Origin of the sequence: Photobacterium sp. Alg240-V54, assembly GCF_900537155.1 — a bacterium.
In the GTDB taxonomy this organism is placed as follows: Bacteria; Pseudomonadota; Gammaproteobacteria; order Enterobacterales; family Vibrionaceae; genus Photobacterium.
On the sequence record NZ_UNRL01000002.1, the window covers coordinates 323,723 to 342,993 of the forward strand.

Consider the following 19,271-nt stretch of genomic DNA (forward strand, 5'->3'; position numbering starts at 1 on the left):
TGAGCGCTAATCAGTGTATTTTCAGTTTTTTGCAAATTTCCACTCTATTTTAAAGGGGAACACAATGCGCATTATCCTTCTGGGTGCTCCAGGTGCAGGTAAAGGTACTCAAGCTCAATTCATCATGGAAAAATTTGGTATTCCTCAAATTTCTACTGGTGACATGTTACGTGCAGCAATCAAAGCTGGCACTGAACTAGGTAAGCAAGCAAAATCAGTGATCGATGCAGGCCAACTTGTATCTGACGACATCATCCTTGGTCTTGTTAAAGAGCGTATCACTGCAGAAGATTGTGCAAAAGGTTTCCTACTTGACGGTTTCCCTCGTACAATTCCTCAAGCTGATGGTCTTAAAGAAAATGGCGTTGTTGTCGATTACGTTATTGAATTTGATGTTGCTGATGATGTGATTGTAGAGCGTATGGCGGGTCGTCGTGCTCACCTTGCGTCTGGTCGTACTTACCACGCTGTTTACAACCCACCAAAGGTTGAAGGTAAAGATGACGTAACGGGTGAAGAGCTTGTTATTCGCGAAGATGACAAAGAAGAAACCGTTCGTGCACGTCTAAACGTATACCACACGCAAACTGCACCTCTTATCGAATACTACGGTAAAGAAGCTGCGGCTGGTAACACTAAGTACCTTAAGTTTGATGGTACTTTACCTGTTGCTGAAGTAAGTGCTCAGCTTGAGAAAGCATTAGCATAAATAGCATTGCCAATTAGCTAATGACTCATCATAGCTAATAACGATGTAAATGAACGGGCTTACCGATTGGTAATGCTCGTTTTTTTTGGTTTTAATATCAGGATAATATCACGAACGTTGTTCAATTGAGTGATTTTGGTTACGAGATTGTATGATCACATTGCTGAAGATAATATAATGTTCAGCCGCGAACGAATGATAAAAAGGACATATACCGATGACAATAAATAATAACTATGGGGTATTGCTAGTAAACCTTGGAACACCTGCCGAGCCAACAGCCGCGGGAGTAAAGCAGTTTCTGGGTGATTTCTTACATGATAAGCGTGTGGTTGATATGACACGTTGGTTGTGGTGTCCAATTTTACATGGTGTCATTTTACCTATTCGCTCGCCTAAAGTAGCTAAATTATATCAATCCGTGTGGATGGATGAGGGTTCACCATTAATGGTTTATTCTCGTCGCCAGCAACAATCACTGCAACAAACACTCAATGTTCCTGTTGCATTAGGTATGACCTATGGTGAGCCAAGTATTCAATCAGGCTTACAACAATTGCAGCAACAAGGATGTAAGCGCATCGTTGTGCTACCGTTATACCCACAGTATTCAGCAACAACCACTGCGGCTGCTTTTGATCGTATTGCTAAAGATTTAAAAAAGACTTCTGAGTTACCAGAGTTGCGGTTTATTAATCATTATTATGATCATCCTGACTATATTGCTGCATTAGCGCAGTCGGTTGACGCGTTTTGGGCACAGAAAGGCCAACCTGATTATCTACTTTGTTCTTATCATGGGATTCCGCAACGCTATGCTGATAATGGCGATCCGTATCCAGAGCACTGTCATCAAACAACGGCACTATTGGCTCAATCGCTTAATATGGCGCGTGAAAAAATGAGCATGAGTTACCAATCTATTTTTGGTCGTGAAGAATGGTTGAAACCTTATACCGAAGCCACTATCAAATCATTAGCAGAAAAAGGCATTAAGCGCTTAGATGTAATGTGCCCGGCGTTTTCGGTTGATTGCCTTGAAACACTGGAAGAGATTGCTGAGCAGTGTAAAGAGGTTTTTCTGGAAGCGGGTGGCAAAGAGTTTAATTTGATTCCATGCTTAAATGACAGCCCTGCACATATTTTGATGATGGAAAGTTTGATTAAGCAACATACACAAGGGTGGTAAATTTTAGCTCGCAGTTACCGCTATACTTTGAACGATAACGTTTGCGTGGTTATTTTTGGTTGTATTCGCAAAACCAATGATAGCTTTTGCTTTTATGTCTTAAATTCTGTGATAGAATTCGCAAAATTTACAACTTGATAGCCCATTGACATGAAATTTCCAGGACAACGAAAATCTAAGCATTATTTTCCCGTACATGCTCGCGATCCACTTTTAAGTCAAACTAAGGTAGAGAAGCGTTTAACACGTACTCATGTGGTGGGTATTGATCAGACATTGGTTGATATTGAAGCCTATGTGGATGACGAATTCCTGGAACGTTATGAGTTAAGCAAAGGCCATTCATTGGTTATTACTGATGAAAAAGCCGAAGCGCTTTATAATGAGCTAAAAGAAAACAATTTAGTGACGCATGAGTTTGCTGGCGGCACTATCGGTAACACTTTACATAACTACTCAGTATTAGCTGATGATAAATCGGTACTATTGGGTGTGATGAGTAAAGACATTGAAATTGGTAGTTATGCTTACCGTTATCTTTGTAATACCTCAAGCCGTATGGATATGAACTATCTTCAGCCTGTTAATGGTCCAATTGGCCGTTGTTTTGCGCTGATTTCTAAAGATGGTGAACGTACTTTCGCGATTAACGAAGGTAACATGAACCAACTTAAGCCTGAGAGTATTCCTGAGTGTGTGTTTGAAAATGCATCAGCACTTGTTCTAACGGCATACCTTGTTCGTTGTAAGCCTGGCGATCCAATGCCAGCAGCAACAATGAAAGCAATTGAATTCGCTAAAAAATATGATGTGCCTGTGGTATTAACCCTCGGCACTAAATTTGTGATTCAAGACGATCCACAGTGGTGGCGTGATTTCCTACGTGATCATGTTACTGTGGTTGCGATGAATGAAGACGAAGGTGAAGCGTTAACCGGTGAGTCTGATCCGTTAGTTGCAGCAGATAAAACCCTAGAATGGGTTGATCTTGTATTGTGTACTGCAGGTCCTGTCGGTTTATACACTGCAGGTTACACTGAGGACAATGCAAAGCGTGAAACAAGCTTGCCATTACTTCCTGGTGATATTGCTGAATTTAACCGTTATGAATTTAGCCGACCAATGCTAAAGGCAGCATGTGAGAGCCCAATTAAGGCGTATTCACACATTGCACCTTATATGGGCGGTCCTGAGCGCATTAAAAATACTAATGGTGCGGGTGATGGTGCACTTTCAGCATTACTGCATGATATGTCAGCTAACCGTTACCATAAAGAAAACGTGCCAAATTCAAGTAAGCACCAATACTCTTTCCTAACGTACTCATCATTCTCACAAGTTTGTTTATATTCAAACCGTGTAAGTTATGAAGTATTAGCCCAATATTCTCCTCGTCTTTCTCGTGGCCTACCTGAGCGTGAAGATAGTTTAGAAGAAGCTTACTGGGAACGTTAATGGCATATTGTTGTTAACAAAAAAACCGCCATTATTCGTGGCGGTTTTTTTATGACTTCGGTTTATCTATTTTGTATAAGCTTGGTTGTGAACTGCAGCAATTGCACGGCCTGATGGATCGGCAGCATTTTTAAAACTCTCATCCCACTCAATCGCTTTAGCACTAGAACATGCAATCGATGGTCCACCAGGAACACATTTTGCGGCACTTTCTAGTGGGAAGAGCTCTTCAAAAATCTCACGGTACACATAACCCTCTTTAGTTGTTGGCGTGTTATATGGAAAACGGAATGCTGCGGTTGCTAACTGTTGATCGGTGACTTTCGCTGCAGCGACTTCTTTGAGGCTATCGATCCAACTATAGCCAACACCATCTGAGAATTGTTCTTTTTGACGCCATGCAACCGCCTCTGGAAGGTAATGCTCAAAACACTCACGAATAATGTGTTTTTCCATTTTACCGTTGCCGCACATTTTATCTTGGGGATTAATGCGCATTGCTACATCTAAAAATTCTTTATCTAAGAACGGTACGCGTGCTTCAATGCCCCATGCTGCCATTGATTTGTTAGCCCGTGCACAGTCAAACATGTTAAGCGCTAATAGTTTGCGTACGGTTTCTTCATGGAATTCTTTAGCGTTAGGCGCTTTATGGAAGTATAAGTAACCGCCAAAGATTTCGTCAGCGCCTTCTCCCGATAACACCATTTTAATCCCCATTGCGCGGATTTTACGTGACATTAGGTACATCGGTGTTGAAGCACGAATGGTGGTTACATCATAAGTTTCAATGTGGTAAATCACATCACGAATAGCATCTAAACCTTCTTGGACGGTATAGGTTAATTCGTGGTGAACGGTGCCAATCGCATCTGCAACAATTTTAGCGGCTTTTAAATCGGGTGCATTTTCAAGACCAATCGCAAATGAGTGCAATGTTGGCCACCATGCTTGTGACTGCTCATCGTCTTCAATACGTTTAGCAGCAAATTTCTTGGTGATTGCTGAGATAACTGATGAATCAAGACCACCAGACAGTAATACACCATAAGGTACATCGGTCATTAATTGGCGTTTAACCGCACTTTCAAGCGCATCAGTTAATGCCACTTTATCGGTTTTAGCGTCTTTAACGGCATCGAACTCCATCCAATCACGTTTGTAGTAACGAACAGGCTCACCTTTTTTACTCCAAAGGTAAGTACCTGGAGGAAATTCACTGATTGTTTTACACACTGGTACCAATGCTTTCATTTCAGAAGCAACATAGAAGTTACCGTGCTCATCATAACCTTGATAAAGCGGAATGATACCAATATGGTCACGACCAATAAGGTAAGCATCTTCTTGCTCATCATAAAGAATAAAACCAAATATGCCGTTGAGGTAGTCGAGTAGCTCAGGGCCTTTTTCTTTGTAAAGCGCTAAAATAATTTCGCAATCAGATTCAGTTTGGAAAGGGTAGTCAGGTGCAAATTCAGCGCGTAGTTCCTTGTGATTATAAATCTCACCATTAACGGCTAATACATGACTTTTATCTGCGTTATATAGCGGTTGTTCACCACTATTAAGATCAACAATCGCTAAACGTTCATGGACTAAGATTGCGTTGTCTGAAGCATAAATGCCAGACCAATCTGGGCCGCGATGACGCATTTTTTTTGATAATTCAAGCGCCGTTGCACGAAGTGCTGAAGAGTCACTCTTGATATCTAGAATACCGAATACTGAACACATAATAATACCGCTCCAAATGTTATCTTTTTAATTATCCATAATTAATGGAAATGTATCATGTAGCAGGGAAGTTATCATTATGATAATTTATGTTGCTGCCACTTCTATTTCGCTTCTGTTTGTTAAAATTACGTATTCACTAATCAATTGCAATCATTTATTTTAATTCAATTTAAATAAAGCCTTGTTGGTGAATATTATCTATTTAAATCGAGTTTTAGTGAATTTTATTTATTTTGTAACAGTTTTTTAATTGAAAAAATAAACAGTAGGATCGCTACTGTTTATTTTTCACTGCGAAATATCTAACTTCTGAAGTGTAATTTAATCGGTTTTAAGTGCGGTTAGTTGGAGGGGTAAATGTTCACAGACATCACGTGCAAAACCACTGCCTGCTTCGTTATAAATATTAAAGGCAGCATCAACACCTTGTTGATGTAATTGGGTTTCTTCGTCGTCATATTTAGCTATTGCTGCAATTTTCCCATGAAAATGACGGCTTTTTAGTTGCTCAAGGGCATAAATATTAGCAGTGCCGTTGGGCATCGCTAATAGAATAAGCTCAATGTGATTATTATTAATCGTCCGTTCCCAAAAATCAGGATCGGTTGCGTCGCCATGAATAACATTGCGTTGTTGCTTACGATGTAGTTCCACTGAATCCCTACGGGTTTCAATCCCAAGCACTTGTTTGCCATAACGGCTTTCTAGCTCGTCATAGGCACCTGAGCCAATGCGGCCCATGCCTAAAATAACTATTTTGGCATGATCAAAATCAATCAGTTTATCGTTGCTGTTAAGCCGATCTGGGTCGAATTCTTTTAAACGTTTAGCGGCTTCGGTGTAGAGTTTATGACTCATGCTGTTAAGTGGTGCCGCTAATAAAAATGATAATGAGACCGCCATTGCCATTGCCACTAAAAAAGTGCCAGGTAATAAGCCCATTTTATAAGCAACGCCACCCACAATTAACCCAAATTCACTGTAATTAAATAAGGTTAAAGTGGCTAACATTGAGGTGCGAACCCGATAACGACATAAGTGGAAAACAGCGTAATATAGGATCCCTTTAAGGGGCAGTAATAGCATTAATATCAATGCCATTAAAAAGCCATTAACGGTAGGTGATTCGGCAAGGCCAATATTTAGAAAGAAACAAACTAATAGTAACTCTTTGAAATTAAATAGTGATTTTGCCATCTCAGAGGCTTTAGGGTGGCCAGCCATCAGCATTCCTAATATCAACGCCCCTAAATCAGGTTTCATACCAACAATTTCAAATAACCCCGCGCCAGCAACTAACGCTAACATAACAGCATAAAGGACTAATATTTCACCATGGCCTGCTTTATCAAGAATTTTATATAACAGTGGGCGTAACAAAGGCAGGGCGAACAAACCAAGCGCGGTGATCTCTGGTACTTTTCCGCTTGATATAGTGAGAAATAGCACCGCAAAAATATCCTGCATAACCAGAATACCTATCGCGACAGTGCCGTATTTAGCATTGAGCTCGCCTTTATCTTGCAGGAGTTTAATCGCAAATACAGTACTAGAAAATGATAAGGCAAAGCCGATGAGTACCAGTTGATTGAATGCCATTTCGGCAAACATGGTTAAGCCTAATTGTTTAAGTACCACTAAAAATAGCGTAAATAGTGCAGTAGATAATAGATTGTGCAGGGTTGCGCCACCCCATACTTCTTTATTGAGTAGCGTTTTGACATCAAGTTTTAAGCCAATGGTGAACAATAACAACGTAACGCCAAGATCGGCTAACGTGGTTAGCGCTGGCGTTGAATGAAAGCCAAAACTATTTAGCCCAAAGCCGGCGACTAAAAAGCCAACCAGCGGCGGTAATTTACAACGTAGAGCGATGAAACCGGCTAGAAATGCCGCGCTAATATACAGTAACTCCATACCTTGAACTACATCCTTGCAAGATAGTGTATAAAAATAATACCGATGATAGCACAAAGGGGATTAATCGAATGTGATTAATCCCCTTTGAATGTGATGCTTTTATTGTCAAATTTAAGCGTGATTGATGATTAATCTTCCAATAAGCGTTGCAATAATACGCCGTTTAACATCGCGCGTTTGATCATTGAAAATGCACCGATAGTTGGCTGATTAAATAACTCAGATGCGACGATGGGTAAATCATGATTAAACGCAGCTAATGATTGATTCTCAACACAGCGTTGTATTGCGGGTAATACAATCGCTTGGGCTTGAGTAATATTACCCGCGAGAATGATTTTTTGAGGGTTGAATAAATTAATCGTCATTGCTAATGCTTTACCAAGATGATGGCCGACGTTAAGTAATGCTTGAGTTGCAAGCTCATCCCCGTTATTAGCAGCATCACAAATGGCCAGCATTGTCAGTTCTTCAAGAGCTTGTAAGCTGCTTGGATAACCTTGATCTAGCAATTGCTGTACATGTTTGATGACCGCAGGATCAGAGGCGACGGTTTCTAAGCAACCAAAGTTACCGCATTGACACTTGTCACCAAGGGGATCAATTTGAATATGTCCAATTTCGCCAACATTACGGTTTTGGCCTAGGAATACTTGGCCATTAACAATAATGCCAGCACCAGTACCATTATGCATACTGACTAAAATTGAATCTTTACAGTCGCGGCTAGCGCCAAAATAGTGTTCAGCTAATGCAAGACCTCGAATGTCATTACCAACAAAAGTAATAATATCAAAGGTGTCTTGAATAATATGAGCCAGCTCAAAATCGTGCACGTCAATATTGGGCATATAAGTGACGGTGCCATTTTCGGGGTTAACAAGCCCTGGCAGGATAATGCCAAATGCCACCAGTTCTTTCATTACATTCTGGTTATTATCAATAAATTCTTGAATATATTTGATAAGGCCTTCAGCTAATACATATTGATCAGAATATAAGAATGGGTAAGCCGCACCGGTAATATGTTTGCCGCTGAGGTCATAAAGGGTTATTTCAATATAATTTCGGCCAATGCGTACTGCGATAGAGTGAAAATCGACTGACTCTGTTGTCAGGGATATTGCTCTTCTTCCACCAGTAGAAGCTTGTTGCGCGACCTCTTTTATCAGGCCGCGCTCCAATAATTGGCGGGTAATTTTAGTGACGCTTGCAGGGGCTAGGTGGCTAATATCAGCAACCTGTATGCGAGAAATAGGGCCTTGCAAGTCGATGAGTCGGTATACAGCAGCACTATTTAGCTGCTTGACCAGATCAACGTTACCAATTTGTCCGCCTGTCATAGTTTAGTTCTGCTCGTATTTACCGTTAACGATTGTCGCCTTAACGTTAAAGTCACGATCAAAAATAGCCAGGTTCGCAACCATACCATTTTTAATAGCACCCAATTTCTTATCAACACCAATGGCGCGCGCAGGATAAAGGGTAGCCATGCGAATCGCTTCGTCTAAGGCGATGCCTATGTGTTCGACACTATTTTGTACAGCTTCAATCATTGTCAGTGCCGAACCACCAAGTGTGCCATTTTCGTCAACACACTTACCATTCCGGTAATATACTTTTTTCCCTGTAAAAAGAAAGCTATCGATGTTAGCGCCTGCTGGAGCTGTGGCATCGCTCACTAAAACAAGGTGACTTTGCTTCATTTTATGTGCCATTCGAATATTGGCATAGTCGACATGGTAGCCATCAGCAATAACACCAGTATATATTTCGCTACTATCATAAATTGCGCCAACAAGACCTGGCTGACGATTTTCGATAGATGTCATGGCATTGAACAAATGGGTTGTGAAGCTAATACCAGCATCAAACCCTTGACGAGCTTGGGTATAGGTTGCATCACTGTGTCCTGCTGAAACGACAATGCCAGCAGCTACCAGTTGTTTAATATGCTCAGCAGTATTCATTTCCGGCGCTAAGGTGACTTTGGTTATAACATCTGCGTTCTCACACAGAAGATTGATCATCTCATCGGTTGCGGGGCGAATAAAGTCTGGGCGATGAATACCTTTTTTCAATACGTTGATGTAAGGGCCTTCAAAGTGAATGCCTAGTGATTGATGTTGGTATTGTTGTTGGTAAGTGCGTTGGGCTTGAATGGCTTGCTTCATGTCTTCATCAGCAGAAGTGATGAGTGTTGGCAGAAAGCTGGTACAACCGAATTTGAGGTTGGTGCGGTGCATGGTATCGATGGTGGCAGGGGTTATGTCGTTGTTGAACATCACGCCACCACAGCCATTGAGTTGTAAATCAATAAAGCCAGGGGTTAGGTTTGCACCTTGTAAATCAATTGTTTCTATATCATTTTTTATGTCGTTTTCAGGAATTACTGCGTGAATATTCACGCCGTCAATAATGACGGCGTGGTTATTCAGCACATCGCTACCTGTGAATACTCGACAGTTTACTAGCGCGTACATGAATTATCCTTTATGAGGATTAGATGTGTGTAATGTTCTCTGCTTCTAACTCTTGGAAGTACTTAACTGTTTTCACTTTAAGTTCTTGAGTTGATGGTTCATCACAGATGATCATTGATTTTGGATGAAGCTGAAGTGCAGAAACTGTCCATAGGTGGTTAACACAACCTTCAACAGCAGCTTGTAGTGCCTGTGCTTTGTTGTGACCTGTGATCAGAATCATTACTTCTTCAGAATCTAATAACGTACCAACACCAATTGTTAATGAGTACTTAGGTACTTGGTTGATGTCGCCGTCAAAGAAACGTGAATTTGCAATACGTGTTTCATGAGTTAGCGTCTTGATACGAGTACGAGAAGCTAATGATGATGCTGGCTCGTTGAATGCGATATGACCATCGTTACCCACACCGCCCATAAACAAGTTAATGCGGCCATAGGTTTTGATTTTATCTTCATAACGTTGGCATTCTGCTTGGTGATCTGTGGTATTACCGTCAAGCAGGTTAATGTTTTGTTCTTGCATATCAACATGGTTGAAGAAGTTGTTATACATGAAGTTACGGTATGACTCTGGATGATCAGCAGCCATGCCAACATATTCATCCATGTTGAAAGTAACAACATGCTTAAAGCTTACTTCACCAGCTTGGTATAGCTCGATAAGACGCTTGTAAGTTGCTAGAGGTGTACCACCAGTCGGTAGACCTAATACAAATGGACGTTCTGCTGTTGGTTGGAACTTATTGATACGATCTGCAATGTAGCGAGCAGACCATAGACCAACATCTTGAGCGTTATTAAGCGGGATTAGTCTCACGTTGACACCTCTTTGAAGATAGTTAAAACAGGAAAAATCTGAGCGGCATAGCGCCTTTGTTTCGAATGATAAAATAAGTTTTATGATCGAGCTAGCAAAATCACTCAGTTCTAACCTCGGTCGGTGATTAAGATCACAAATGATGATGTTTTAATTTGCGGAGCGAAATAAAATTCATAAACTGCAAAGGACAAAAAAGCGATGGCAAAAAAAAGCTATCACTATCGCATCTAAGAAAACCATAGGGGGAACTAAGGGTGAATATTCTTGGATATTTTCAAAAAGTAGGTAAAGCACTAATGGTGCCAGTTGCAGTACTTCCTGCAGCGGCGATTTTAATGGGTATCGGCTATTGGGTTGATCCGTCAGGTTGGGGTGCTAACTCTGCAATTGCAGCATTCTTAATTAAAGCGGGCTCTTCAATTATCGACAACATGTCAGTATTGTTTGCAATTGGTGTTGCATACGGCATGTCTAAAGATAAAGACGGTGCAGCTGCACTGGCAGGTTTTGTAGGTTACACAGTAGTAACTACATTGCTATCGCCAGCAACAGTGGCAATGATTCAAGGTATCGACGCAAGTGCTGTTCCAGTTGCTTTTGCGAAGATTAATAACCAGTTTGTTGGTATCTTGGTTGGTATCGTATCTGCTGAAATCTACAACCGCTTCTCAAATGTTGAATTGCATAAGACATTAGCATTCTTCAGTGGTAAGCGTTTAATTCCAATTCTAACCTCTGTTGCAGGTATTGGTATTGCGGCAGTATTACTGTTCGTATGGCCACTTGTTTACAACGGTTTAGTTAGCTTTGGTGAAAGTATTCAAGGTCTAGGCGCTGCAGGTGCTGGTATCTATGCATTCTTCAACCGTCTATTGATTCCTGTTGGTCTACACCACGCACTGAACTCAGTATTCTGGTTTGACGTTGCAGGTATTAACGACATTCCTAACTTCCTAAGTGGTCAAGGTGTTCCTGGCGTAACAGGTATGTACCAAGCTGGTTTCTACCCTGTAATGATGTTTGGTCTACCAGGTGCAGCGTTAGCGATGTACCACACAGCTAAACTTAAGAATAAAGAGCGTACAGCGTCATTATTAATTGCTGCTGGTTTTGCATCATTCTTCACCGGTGTTACTGAGCCGCTAGAATTCGCATTCATGTTCCTAGCTCCGCCACTGTATGTTATCCACGCAGCATTAGCAGGTATCTCAGTATACATTGCAGCTTCAATGCACTGGATGTCAGGCTTCGGCTTCTCTGCAGGTCTTGTTGACATGGTATTGTCTGCACGTAACCCACTAGCAGTGAACTGGTACATGTTGATTCTTCAAGGTATCGTATTCTTTGGTATCTACTACGGAATCTTCCGCTTTGCGATTGTTAAGTTCAATCTTAAAACGCCTGGCCGTGAAGACGACGAAGAAGAAACATCATCAGCTAAAGGTTCTGCTGAAACGGGTGAACTAGCGAAGCAATACTTAAAAGCGCTTGGTGGTCACGGTAACCTAGAAAACATTGATGCTTGTATTACGCGTCTACGTCTTACTCTAAAAGACAGTAGCCTTGCGAATGAAAAGACATTAAAAGCACTAGGTGCAATGGGTGTGGTTAAATTAGGTACAAATAACCTACAAGTTATCCTTGGCCCTCTAGCTGAAATCGTTGCTGGCGAAATGAAAAAAATTCCAGCATCAGAAGACCTATCAGCAGTAAAACTTCCATAATTACTTAAATTCTTAAGTAATTAAGCGACACACGAAATACCGCAACACTTTTAATTAGACCGGTCCTGATATTTTAGTTGTAAGATATCAAGACCGGCATTTTGAGTACCCAACTTTTGGGCTCTATATAGATTTTCCCTTCATTTTAAAGGGATATCGGGAGAAAGGAATATTTCATGACTATTAAACTTACGGCGTTAGCATCTTTCATTGCACTAGCAGTAACTGGTTGTGCAACACAAGGAAATGATGATGAAAAGGTTGTTAAAAAATTAGCAAATAACCTTGATGTTACTTATGAAATCGTTACTCAGCACGGTGCAGAAGAAGGCCTACAATGTAAGACGCTAGGCGCAGAGTGGGCATCTTGTGATCTAATTAATTTGACGCTGGAAAATAATGGTCCAGCAGTGACAGGTACTGACTGGAAAATTTACTTCAGCAGCATTCGTCAAATCCTTGAAGTACAAAACGACCAATTTAAAGTTACCCACGTAACAGGTGACCTTCATACGCTAGAACCAACTGAAAAGTTTGATGGTTTTGCAGAAGGTGAGAAGGTTGTTATTCCTTACATCGGTGAGTACTGGACGCTATTTGAAAACGATTATATGCCACGTGCATATGTAACGTCTGGCGATGCCGCACCACAAACCATTAAGAGCACAGATACAGCAAATCCTGCTGATTACCTAGTGCCGCTTAAAGGTGATCAATTCAAGCGTGTTAAAGCCGATAATAACGTGCTTGCAACTGCAGCAACACGTTTTGAAAAAAACCAAGATATTAATGTGTTAGCAACAGAAGAAGTGGCAGCAACGATTGTTCCTACGCCATTAAGCACTAAGCTAACAGGTAATACTGTTTCACTAGATAACGGTATTAAAATCAGCAACTTCACACTACCTGCTGATATGATGGCTGCGGTGAATGAGCGTCTTGACGTATTAGGTGTGAACACTAAAGGTCAATACCCAGTAAAAGTGAGCCTATTACCTGGTTCATTTGCTAAAGATCAACAAATCACTGGCGCTTACAAGCTAGATGTAACACCAACAGGTGCAACGGTTATTGGTTTTGATGACCAAGGTGCATTCTATGGTATGCAGTCACTTATCTCGCTAATGAGCACTGGTGCTAAAAATAGCATTCCTACGCTAGAAGTAACCGATGCGCCGCGTTTTGATTACCGTGGTGTGATGGTTGATGTGGGCCGTAACTTCCACTCAAAAGAAGTGATTTTACGTACGCTAGACCAAATGGCAGCGTACAAGATGAACAAATTCCACTTCCACTTATCTGATGATGAAGGTTGGCGTGTAGAGATCCCTGGTTTACCAGAGCTAACAGACATTGGTGGCAAGCGTTGTCACGATCTGTCTGAGACATCATGTCTACTACCACAACTAGGTTCAGGTCCAACATCTGATAACGATGGCTCAGGTTACTACAGCAAGCAAGATTACTTAGATATTCTTAAGTACGCTAAAGCACGTGGTATTGAAGTTATTCCTGAAATCGATATGCCCGCTCACGCACGTGCAGCAGTTGTAGCAATGGAAGCGCGTTACAAGCGTCTAGCTGCTGAAGGCAAAATGGATGAAGCGAATGAGTACCGCTTGATGGATCCACAAGATACGTCAAACGTAACCACAGTACAGTTCTACGATAAGCGTAGCTTCATTAACCCATGTATGGATTCTTCTGCAAAGTTTGTTGATAAAGTTATCACTGAAATGCAAGCAATGCACAAAGAAGCGGGTATGCCGCTAAATACATGGCACTTCGGTGGTGATGAAGCGAAAAATATCAAACTAAATGCTGGTTTCCAAGATATTAATGCCGCTGATCAAACAGCTTGGACCGGTTCTATTGACCAATCTAAGCAAGATAAGCCATACCAGAAATCACCAATGTGTCAGAAGTTGATCGCAGAAGGTGTGGTAAGTGATTACGACCGTCTACCAAGCTACTTTGCAGAGCGTGTAAGTGAAGTGGTTAACGGTAAAGGTATTGAGAACTTCCAAGCATGGCAAGATGGCTTGAAGTACTCTAAAGATTCAACAGCGTTTAAAACTGACAATGTACGTGTAAACTTCTGGGACGTTCTATACTGGGGCGGCGGTGCATCTGCATACGAGTGGGCTGATAAAGGCTACGATGTAGTTGTTTCTAACCCTGATTATGTTTACATGGATATGCCATACGAAGTAGACCCATCAGAGCGTGGCTACTACTGGGCAACACGTGCAACAGATACGCGTAAGATGTTTGGTTTTGCACCAGAGAACTTACCGCAAAATGCGGAAACATCACTTGATCGTGATGGTAACGGTTTTGCAAGTAAAGGTACGGTGAAGTCAAAAGGTTTCCACGGTCTATCAGCTCAGCTTTGGAGTGAGACTGTTGGTAATGACGAGCAATACGAATACATGGTATTCCCACGCGTATTAGCAGCAGCTGAGCGTGCATGGCACAAAGGTGAGTGGGAAAATGAATACCAAGTAGGCGTTGAATACTCTCAAGACTCTAAGCTGGTAAACAAAAAAGCACTTCACGATGAGTGGCAGCGTTTTGCTAACGTTCTTGGTCAACGTGAGCTAGCTAAATTAGATGCAGCTGGTATTCAGTACCGCGTACCAGTACCTGGTGCTAAGATTGAAAACGGTAAACTTGCGATGAACGTAAGCATGCCTGGTCTTACACTACAGTACTCTACAGATGCTGGTAAAATATGGAACACTTATGATGCGAAAGCACAGCCAACAGTAACGGGTAACGTTGAAATTCGTGCTGTAAGTGGTAACGGTAAGCGTTTCAGTCGTGTTACATCACTGTAATCAACTGATGATAATATAAAGCCAGATCACAGACTGATCTGGTTAATTGCCGACGATGGGATAACCATCGTCGGCTTTTTATTGCGCGTTATTTATGAAATCAACAACTATTGTCTGTGATAACGGTGTTTTTGATTTTTTGCATAGCAGCATTAAGGTATAGTGTGCAGTCATAGTTCATATTGATGAACTGTACATAATTCTCAATCCTGTAAGTACACGAGGTGTAATAGATGAGTGAATCTGAAGCTCGTCCATCTAACTTTATTCGCCAAATTATTGATGCGGATTTAGCCAGTGGCAAACATACAAGCATACATACCCGATTCCCGCCAGAACCAAATGGTTATCTGCATATCGGCCATGCGAAATCTATTTGTTTGAACTTCGGTATTGCTCAGGACTATCAGGGTCAATGTAACTTACGTTTCGATGACACTAACCCTGAGAAAGAAGACATTGAATACGTTGAGTCGATTAAAAATGATGTTAACTGGTTAGGCTTTGAGTGGAGTGGTGAGATTTGTTACTCATCAAACTACTTTGATCAGCTTCACGGGTTTGCCATTGAATTAATTAATAAAGGCTTAGCGTATGTTGATGAGCTAAGTCCTGAGCAAATGCGCGAATACCGCGGTACGTTAACCCAAGCGGGTAAACATAGTCCTTACCGTGATCGTAGCGTTGAAGACAACTTAGCCTTATTTGAAAAAATGAAGAATGGCGAAGTTGAAGAAGGCAAGATGTGCCTACGTGCAAAAATCGACATGGCATCACCGTTTATGGTTATGCGTGATCCGGTTATCTACCGCGTACGTTTTGCAACTCACCACCAAACCGGTGATAAGTGGTGCATTTACCCAATGTACGACTTTACGCATTGTATTTCTGATGCATTAGAAGGCATTACGCATTCTATCTGTACGCTTGAATTCATGGATAACCGTCGTCTGTACGATTGGGTGCTTGAAAATATCACTATTGATTGCACACCCCACCAGTATGAGTTTAGTCGTCTAAACCTTGAATATACTGTGATGTCAAAGCGTAAGCTAAACCAACTGGTTACAGATAAGTTAGTAAATGGTTGGGATGATCCACGTATGCCAACGATTTCTGGTTTACGTCGTCGTGGCTTTACTCCAGGCTCTATGCGTGAATTCTGTAAGCGTATTGGTGTGACTAAGCAAGACAACACCATCGAAATTAGCTCACTAGAATCTTGTATTCGTGATGATCTTAACGAAAATGCACCACGTGCAATGGCTGTTTTAGATCCTGTTAAAGTTGTTATTGAAAACTTTGACGGCGAAACGGAAGTGTTGACTGTCGCTAATCACCCGAACAAGCCAGAAATGGGTACGCGTGAAGTGCCATTTAGCCGTGAACTTTACATCGAACGTGAAGACTTCCGCGAAGAAGCAAATAAGAAGTACAAGCGTTTAGTGCTAGGTAAAGAAGTTCGTCTACGTGGCGCATACGTGATTCAAGCTGAGCGTATTGAAAAAGACGCTGAAGGCAATATCACGACTATTTACTGTACTTACGATAAAGACACGCTAGGCAAAAACCCAGCAGACGGTCGTAAAGTAAAAGGTGTTATTCACTGGGTATCAGCACAAGCCGGTATTCCAGCAGAAATTCGTTTATACGATCGCCTATTTACAGTGCCAAATCCAGGTGCTGCAGAAGATTTCGTATCAGTGATTAACCCTGAATCTCTAACGGTATTAAATGGTTTTGTTGAGCCTGCATTGGCAGCAGCAGAAGCAGAAAAAGCTTACCAGTTTGAGCGTATGGGTTACTTCTGTGCTGATAACAAAGATTCAACTGCAGAGCACTTAGTGTTTAACCGCACTGTGGGCTTACGTGATACTTGGGCAAAAATTGGTGACTAATTAGTTATTAATCTTTGTTGAAAAGCGCCTATTTCAGTGATGGAATCGGCGCTTTTTTTATGCTCTCTTGTTGGGAACTACTTGCCTGAAATGATGATTTTTTGAGTAATGTTGCCCGCTAACTCATTGTTGACAATATTAAAGTTGATCAACTTTTGTGATTGTTGAATGGCTTTAACGTCATAGTTAAATTGGGTGTAAGTATCGCCCCACTGGTAACGAACAAAGGTTTGGCCTGATTGTAAATGGGTATTGACTGAATATTCAGTTGCATAGCCAGCCATTTTACCATTGATAGGGCGGTTGGGAGCATCATGGGGAATGCGGAACATGGTCGAATCTAGTTTTAGAATACCGTTAATGACGCTGGTTGGCTCTTTCAAGTGTTTTGAAAAATAAGTAGTGTGAATAAAGCGATCTTCAGGGTTAGCATTACCACCAGTACCAAGGTTCGTTTGGCTCCATTGCTGAGCTTGTTCGCCCCAACCTCGTTGTGAACGTTTTACATTTGCAAGATGTTGGTCATAGCCTGGTTGATTGGTGAGTACAGTATATTGCTTACCATGCCAAATTTGTGGTTTGCCATCACGCCATTCAATAATGGCACTGTCACCGCTTGGGTCTTGAAAAGAGAGGTGTAATGCAATACGCACTGGAATACCGTTGATCAGCTCTTCAATTGGGGCATGATTTTTAATTGCAGTAACCAGTTCATTGACGTTTTTATACTGTGATAATAAATGGCGTAAATAGGTGATTGCGCCCACTTTTTGTTGTGGATCGGCAGCTCCTAAATCCATACCACCATCATAAAGAACATTGCCGCTTAAACCCTGCGAGTTGATTCCGTCTAGCACAATACCATAGGCGGTAATACCGGTAACGGCATACTTGGCATTAACATTATTAAGCTTACTTAAATGAGTCGAATATTCACTGCCTTGAGGGAAGTTGACCAATGTTGGTTGAGTTGATTCTGACCAGTCCATGGTACGAGCAACAAAGGTACCTTGATCTTGGGTTTGCCATAAAACACGAGTGCAAGCATTAGCAACCGATGACATAGAGCCTAAAGATAAAGCAGTGATTAGAGCGACAGTTAATGAATTCGATTTCATGATTAATTCCCTATATAAGTAACTAACTGATATATATTTAATTAATCATTGGTTGTCACGAGGTCAATTGTAACGTTATTTGAATAGTGAGCTGGGTCGCTATTTTACTGAATATAAAAAAACCAGTGATATTGCTCACTGGTTCTTAGGGTGAAAATAACTAATCATTGTTATTTTTCATCGTGCAACGTTTCATCTGCATTACAGTTGCCATCAAAACAATGACCATAAAGGTATAGGCTATGGTTTGTTAAACGAACATTAAAGCGTGCCGCGATGTCTTTTTGGCGTTGCTCAATCATTTCGTCTGAAAATTCAATTACTTTTCCACAATCAAGACAAACAAGGTGATCATGATGATGTTGAGTGGCTAATTCAAATACTGATTTACCACCTTCAAAATGGTGACGAGTTACAATGCCTGCATCATCAAATTGGTTAAGGACACGGTAAACGGTCGCAAGGCCAATTTCTTCACCGATATCGATGAGTTTTTTATACAGGTCTTCAGCACTGATATGTTGGCAATCAGGTTGTTGAAGCACTTCTAAAATCTTAAGACGAGGAAGCGTTACTTTAAGACCTGCTTGCTTGAGCGCGTGATTATTATCTGACATCCGATTTTCCTGTTGGCTAGCTGCACATGTAGCAGTAGTCTTTCTCATTTAGATTCATTATAAGTGACGTAACAATAACAATAAACCTTAAAAGGTCAGTTATCTAGCAGAAGTGTCACTTTTCTTTAGTTTGCAATATTGTAAAACTTATGTAATAAATTAACTCATCATACCAGCTTGTATGGAGTATTGCCTTGTTTGATTACTATAAGCCAAGTTTGGTTAAGCTAGCGTTAAACTTATGGCCTCCATTTTGGGGAGCTGGTATTAAAATATTGTTTATTAGTGATGATTTTCGTTATGTACGGTTACAATTAAAATTGCGCTGGTGGAATAAAAATGCCAATCGAACTCAGTATGGCGGCAGTATTTTCTCGTTAACTGATCCGGTTTATTCACTGATGCTGATGGGAATTTTAGGTAAGCACTATTTCGTGTGGGATAAGCAAGCACATATCGAGTTTATACGCCCAGGTGATGGCGATTTATTTGCTGAGTTTGTTATTTCACAATCGTGTATAACTGACATTCTTGCGGCAACCGCTGAAGGGAGTAAATATTTACCAGAGTTTCGTGTCAGTGTGACTAAAGCGAATAATGAGGTTGTGGCGCAAGTTACACGAATATTATACGTTAGGAAAAAGCCGCAATACCGTTCACAAGGGCTTGAACCATGTGCTGATATTGAAATGGAGCGGGCTGATTAACGATTGTAAGGTAATAAAAAACGCGCTATTGAAGCGCGTTTTCATTGG

Annotated in this window: 14 protein-coding genes; 7 read left to right on the plus strand and 7 right to left on the minus strand. The window is 41.1% G+C overall.

The genetic code is table 11. The annotated features are described in order from the left end of the window. Window positions 1–64: 64 nt before the first annotated feature. The 3 genes from adk (at window position 65) to G6R09_RS06990 (ending at window position 3,353) form a co-directional block, all read left to right on the plus strand. Window positions 65–709 carry an adenylate kinase gene (gene adk, locus G6R09_RS06980; protein ID WP_065166389.1) on the plus strand — a complete coding sequence of 215 codons (645 nt, stop codon included), beginning with the start codon at window positions 65–67 and terminating at the stop codon, window positions 707–709. 217 nt (window positions 710–926) lie between these two features. Beyond that, window positions 927–1,898: a ferrochelatase gene (hemH, locus tag G6R09_RS06985; RefSeq protein WP_163921395.1), complete on the plus strand. Its 972-nt coding sequence runs from the start codon at window positions 927–929 to the stop codon at window positions 1,896–1,898. A 150-nt stretch (window positions 1,899–2,048) separates the two neighbouring features. Further along, window positions 2,049–3,353: an inosine/guanosine kinase gene (locus tag G6R09_RS06990; protein ID WP_065166387.1), complete on the plus strand. Its 1,305-nt coding sequence runs from the start codon at window positions 2,049–2,051 to the stop codon at window positions 3,351–3,353. A 66-nt stretch (window positions 3,354–3,419) separates the two neighbouring features. Here the strand turns inward: G6R09_RS06990 and asnB are convergent, their stop codons facing one another. The 5 genes from asnB to nagB all read right to left on the minus strand — a co-directional run bounded on the left by asnB (window position 3,420) and on the right by nagB (window position 10,316). Beyond that, entirely contained in the window at window positions 3,420–5,090 is a 1,671-nt protein-coding gene (gene asnB / locus G6R09_RS06995; protein WP_065166386.1) for an asparagine synthase B, read from the minus strand. Window positions 5,091–5,414: 324 nt separating this feature from the next. Further along, on the minus strand, window positions 5,415–7,010 hold the full coding sequence (locus G6R09_RS07000; protein WP_065166385.1) for a cation:proton antiporter family protein: 1,596 nt from the start codon (window positions 7,008–7,010) through the stop codon (window positions 5,415–5,417). A gap of 131 nt (window positions 7,011–7,141) precedes the next feature. Beyond that, the gene (locus G6R09_RS07005) at window positions 7,142–8,356 is read right to left on the minus strand and encodes an ROK family protein (RefSeq protein WP_065166384.1); all 1,215 of its coding nucleotides are present in this window, start codon (window positions 8,354–8,356) and stop codon (window positions 7,142–7,144) included. Between the two features lie 3 nt (window positions 8,357–8,359). Next, the gene (nagA, locus tag G6R09_RS07010) at window positions 8,360–9,496 is read right to left on the minus strand and encodes an N-acetylglucosamine-6-phosphate deacetylase (RefSeq protein WP_065166383.1); all 1,137 of its coding nucleotides are present in this window, start codon (window positions 9,494–9,496) and stop codon (window positions 8,360–8,362) included. 19 nt (window positions 9,497–9,515) lie between these two features. Then, on the minus strand, window positions 9,516–10,316 hold the full coding sequence (gene nagB, locus G6R09_RS07015; protein WP_163921398.1) for a glucosamine-6-phosphate deaminase: 801 nt from the start codon (window positions 10,314–10,316) through the stop codon (window positions 9,516–9,518). A 257-nt stretch (window positions 10,317–10,573) separates the two neighbouring features. Between nagB and nagE the strand changes: the two genes are divergently transcribed. The 3 genes from nagE to glnS all read left to right on the plus strand — a co-directional run bounded on the left by nagE (window position 10,574) and on the right by glnS (window position 16,781). After that, window positions 10,574–12,043 carry an N-acetylglucosamine-specific PTS transporter subunit IIBC gene (gene nagE / locus G6R09_RS07020; protein WP_065166381.1) on the plus strand — a complete coding sequence of 490 codons (1,470 nt, stop codon included), beginning with the start codon at window positions 10,574–10,576 and terminating at the stop codon, window positions 12,041–12,043. A gap of 176 nt (window positions 12,044–12,219) precedes the next feature. Continuing rightward, window positions 12,220–14,883 (plus strand): beta-N-acetylhexosaminidase, encoded by a 2,664-nt coding sequence (locus tag G6R09_RS07025; RefSeq protein WP_163921401.1) that lies wholly within the window; start codon window positions 12,220–12,222, stop codon window positions 14,881–14,883. Window positions 14,884–15,116: 233 nt separating this feature from the next. Then, the gene (gene glnS / locus G6R09_RS07030; RefSeq protein ID WP_065166379.1) at window positions 15,117–16,781 is read left to right on the plus strand and encodes a glutamine--tRNA ligase; all 1,665 of its coding nucleotides are present in this window, start codon (window positions 15,117–15,119) and stop codon (window positions 16,779–16,781) included. A 77-nt stretch (window positions 16,782–16,858) separates the two neighbouring features. Here the strand turns inward: glnS and G6R09_RS07035 are convergent, their stop codons facing one another. Both G6R09_RS07035 and fur read right to left on the minus strand, forming a co-directional pair. Continuing rightward, on the minus strand, window positions 16,859–17,899 hold the full coding sequence (locus G6R09_RS07035; RefSeq protein WP_065166378.1) for a linear amide C-N hydrolase: 1,041 nt from the start codon (window positions 17,897–17,899) through the stop codon (window positions 16,859–16,861). A gap of 170 nt (window positions 17,900–18,069) precedes the next feature. Beyond that, window positions 18,070–18,516: a ferric iron uptake transcriptional regulator gene (gene fur, locus G6R09_RS07040; RefSeq protein ID WP_163921879.1), complete on the minus strand. Its 447-nt coding sequence runs from the start codon at window positions 18,514–18,516 to the stop codon at window positions 18,070–18,072. Window positions 18,517–18,710: 194 nt separating this feature from the next. Here fur and G6R09_RS07045 point away from each other — a divergent pair, with 194 nt between their 5' ends. Beyond that, window positions 18,711–19,223, plus strand: a complete 513-nt coding sequence (locus G6R09_RS07045; protein WP_163921404.1) for a DUF4442 domain-containing protein — start codon at window positions 18,711–18,713, stop codon at window positions 19,221–19,223. The last annotated feature ends 48 nt before the right edge of the window (window positions 19,224–19,271 follow it).

Excerpts from the sequence above, each read along its gene's own strand:
- adk (WP_065166389.1), top strand. The coding sequence starts at position 65 with ATGCGCATTATCCTTCTGGGTGCTCCAGGTGCAGGTAAAGGTACTCAA.
- hemH (WP_163921395.1), top strand. The coding sequence starts at position 927 with ATGACAATAAATAATAACTATGGGGTATTGCTAGTAAACCTTGGAACA.
- G6R09_RS06990 (WP_065166387.1), top strand. The coding sequence starts at position 2,049 with ATGAAATTTCCAGGACAACGAAAATCTAAGCATTATTTTCCCGTACAT.
- asnB (WP_065166386.1), bottom strand. The coding sequence starts at position 5,090 with ATGTGTTCAGTATTCGGTATTCTAGATATCAAGAGTGACTCTTCAGCA.
- G6R09_RS07000 (WP_065166385.1), bottom strand. The coding sequence starts at position 7,010 with ATGGAGTTACTGTATATTAGCGCGGCATTTCTAGCCGGTTTCATCGCT.
- G6R09_RS07005 (WP_065166384.1), bottom strand. The coding sequence starts at position 8,356 with ATGACAGGCGGACAAATTGGTAACGTTGATCTGGTCAAGCAGCTAAAT.
- nagA (WP_065166383.1), bottom strand. The coding sequence starts at position 9,496 with ATGTACGCGCTAGTAAACTGTCGAGTATTCACAGGTAGCGATGTGCTG.
- G6R09_RS07025 (WP_163921401.1), top strand. The coding sequence starts at position 12,220 with ATGACTATTAAACTTACGGCGTTAGCATCTTTCATTGCACTAGCAGTA.
- glnS (WP_065166379.1), top strand. The coding sequence starts at position 15,117 with ATGAGTGAATCTGAAGCTCGTCCATCTAACTTTATTCGCCAAATTATT.
- G6R09_RS07035 (WP_065166378.1), bottom strand. The coding sequence starts at position 17,899 with ATGAAATCGAATTCATTAACTGTCGCTCTAATCACTGCTTTATCTTTA.
- fur (WP_163921879.1), bottom strand. The coding sequence starts at position 18,516 with ATGTCAGATAATAATCACGCGCTCAAGCAAGCAGGTCTTAAAGTAACG.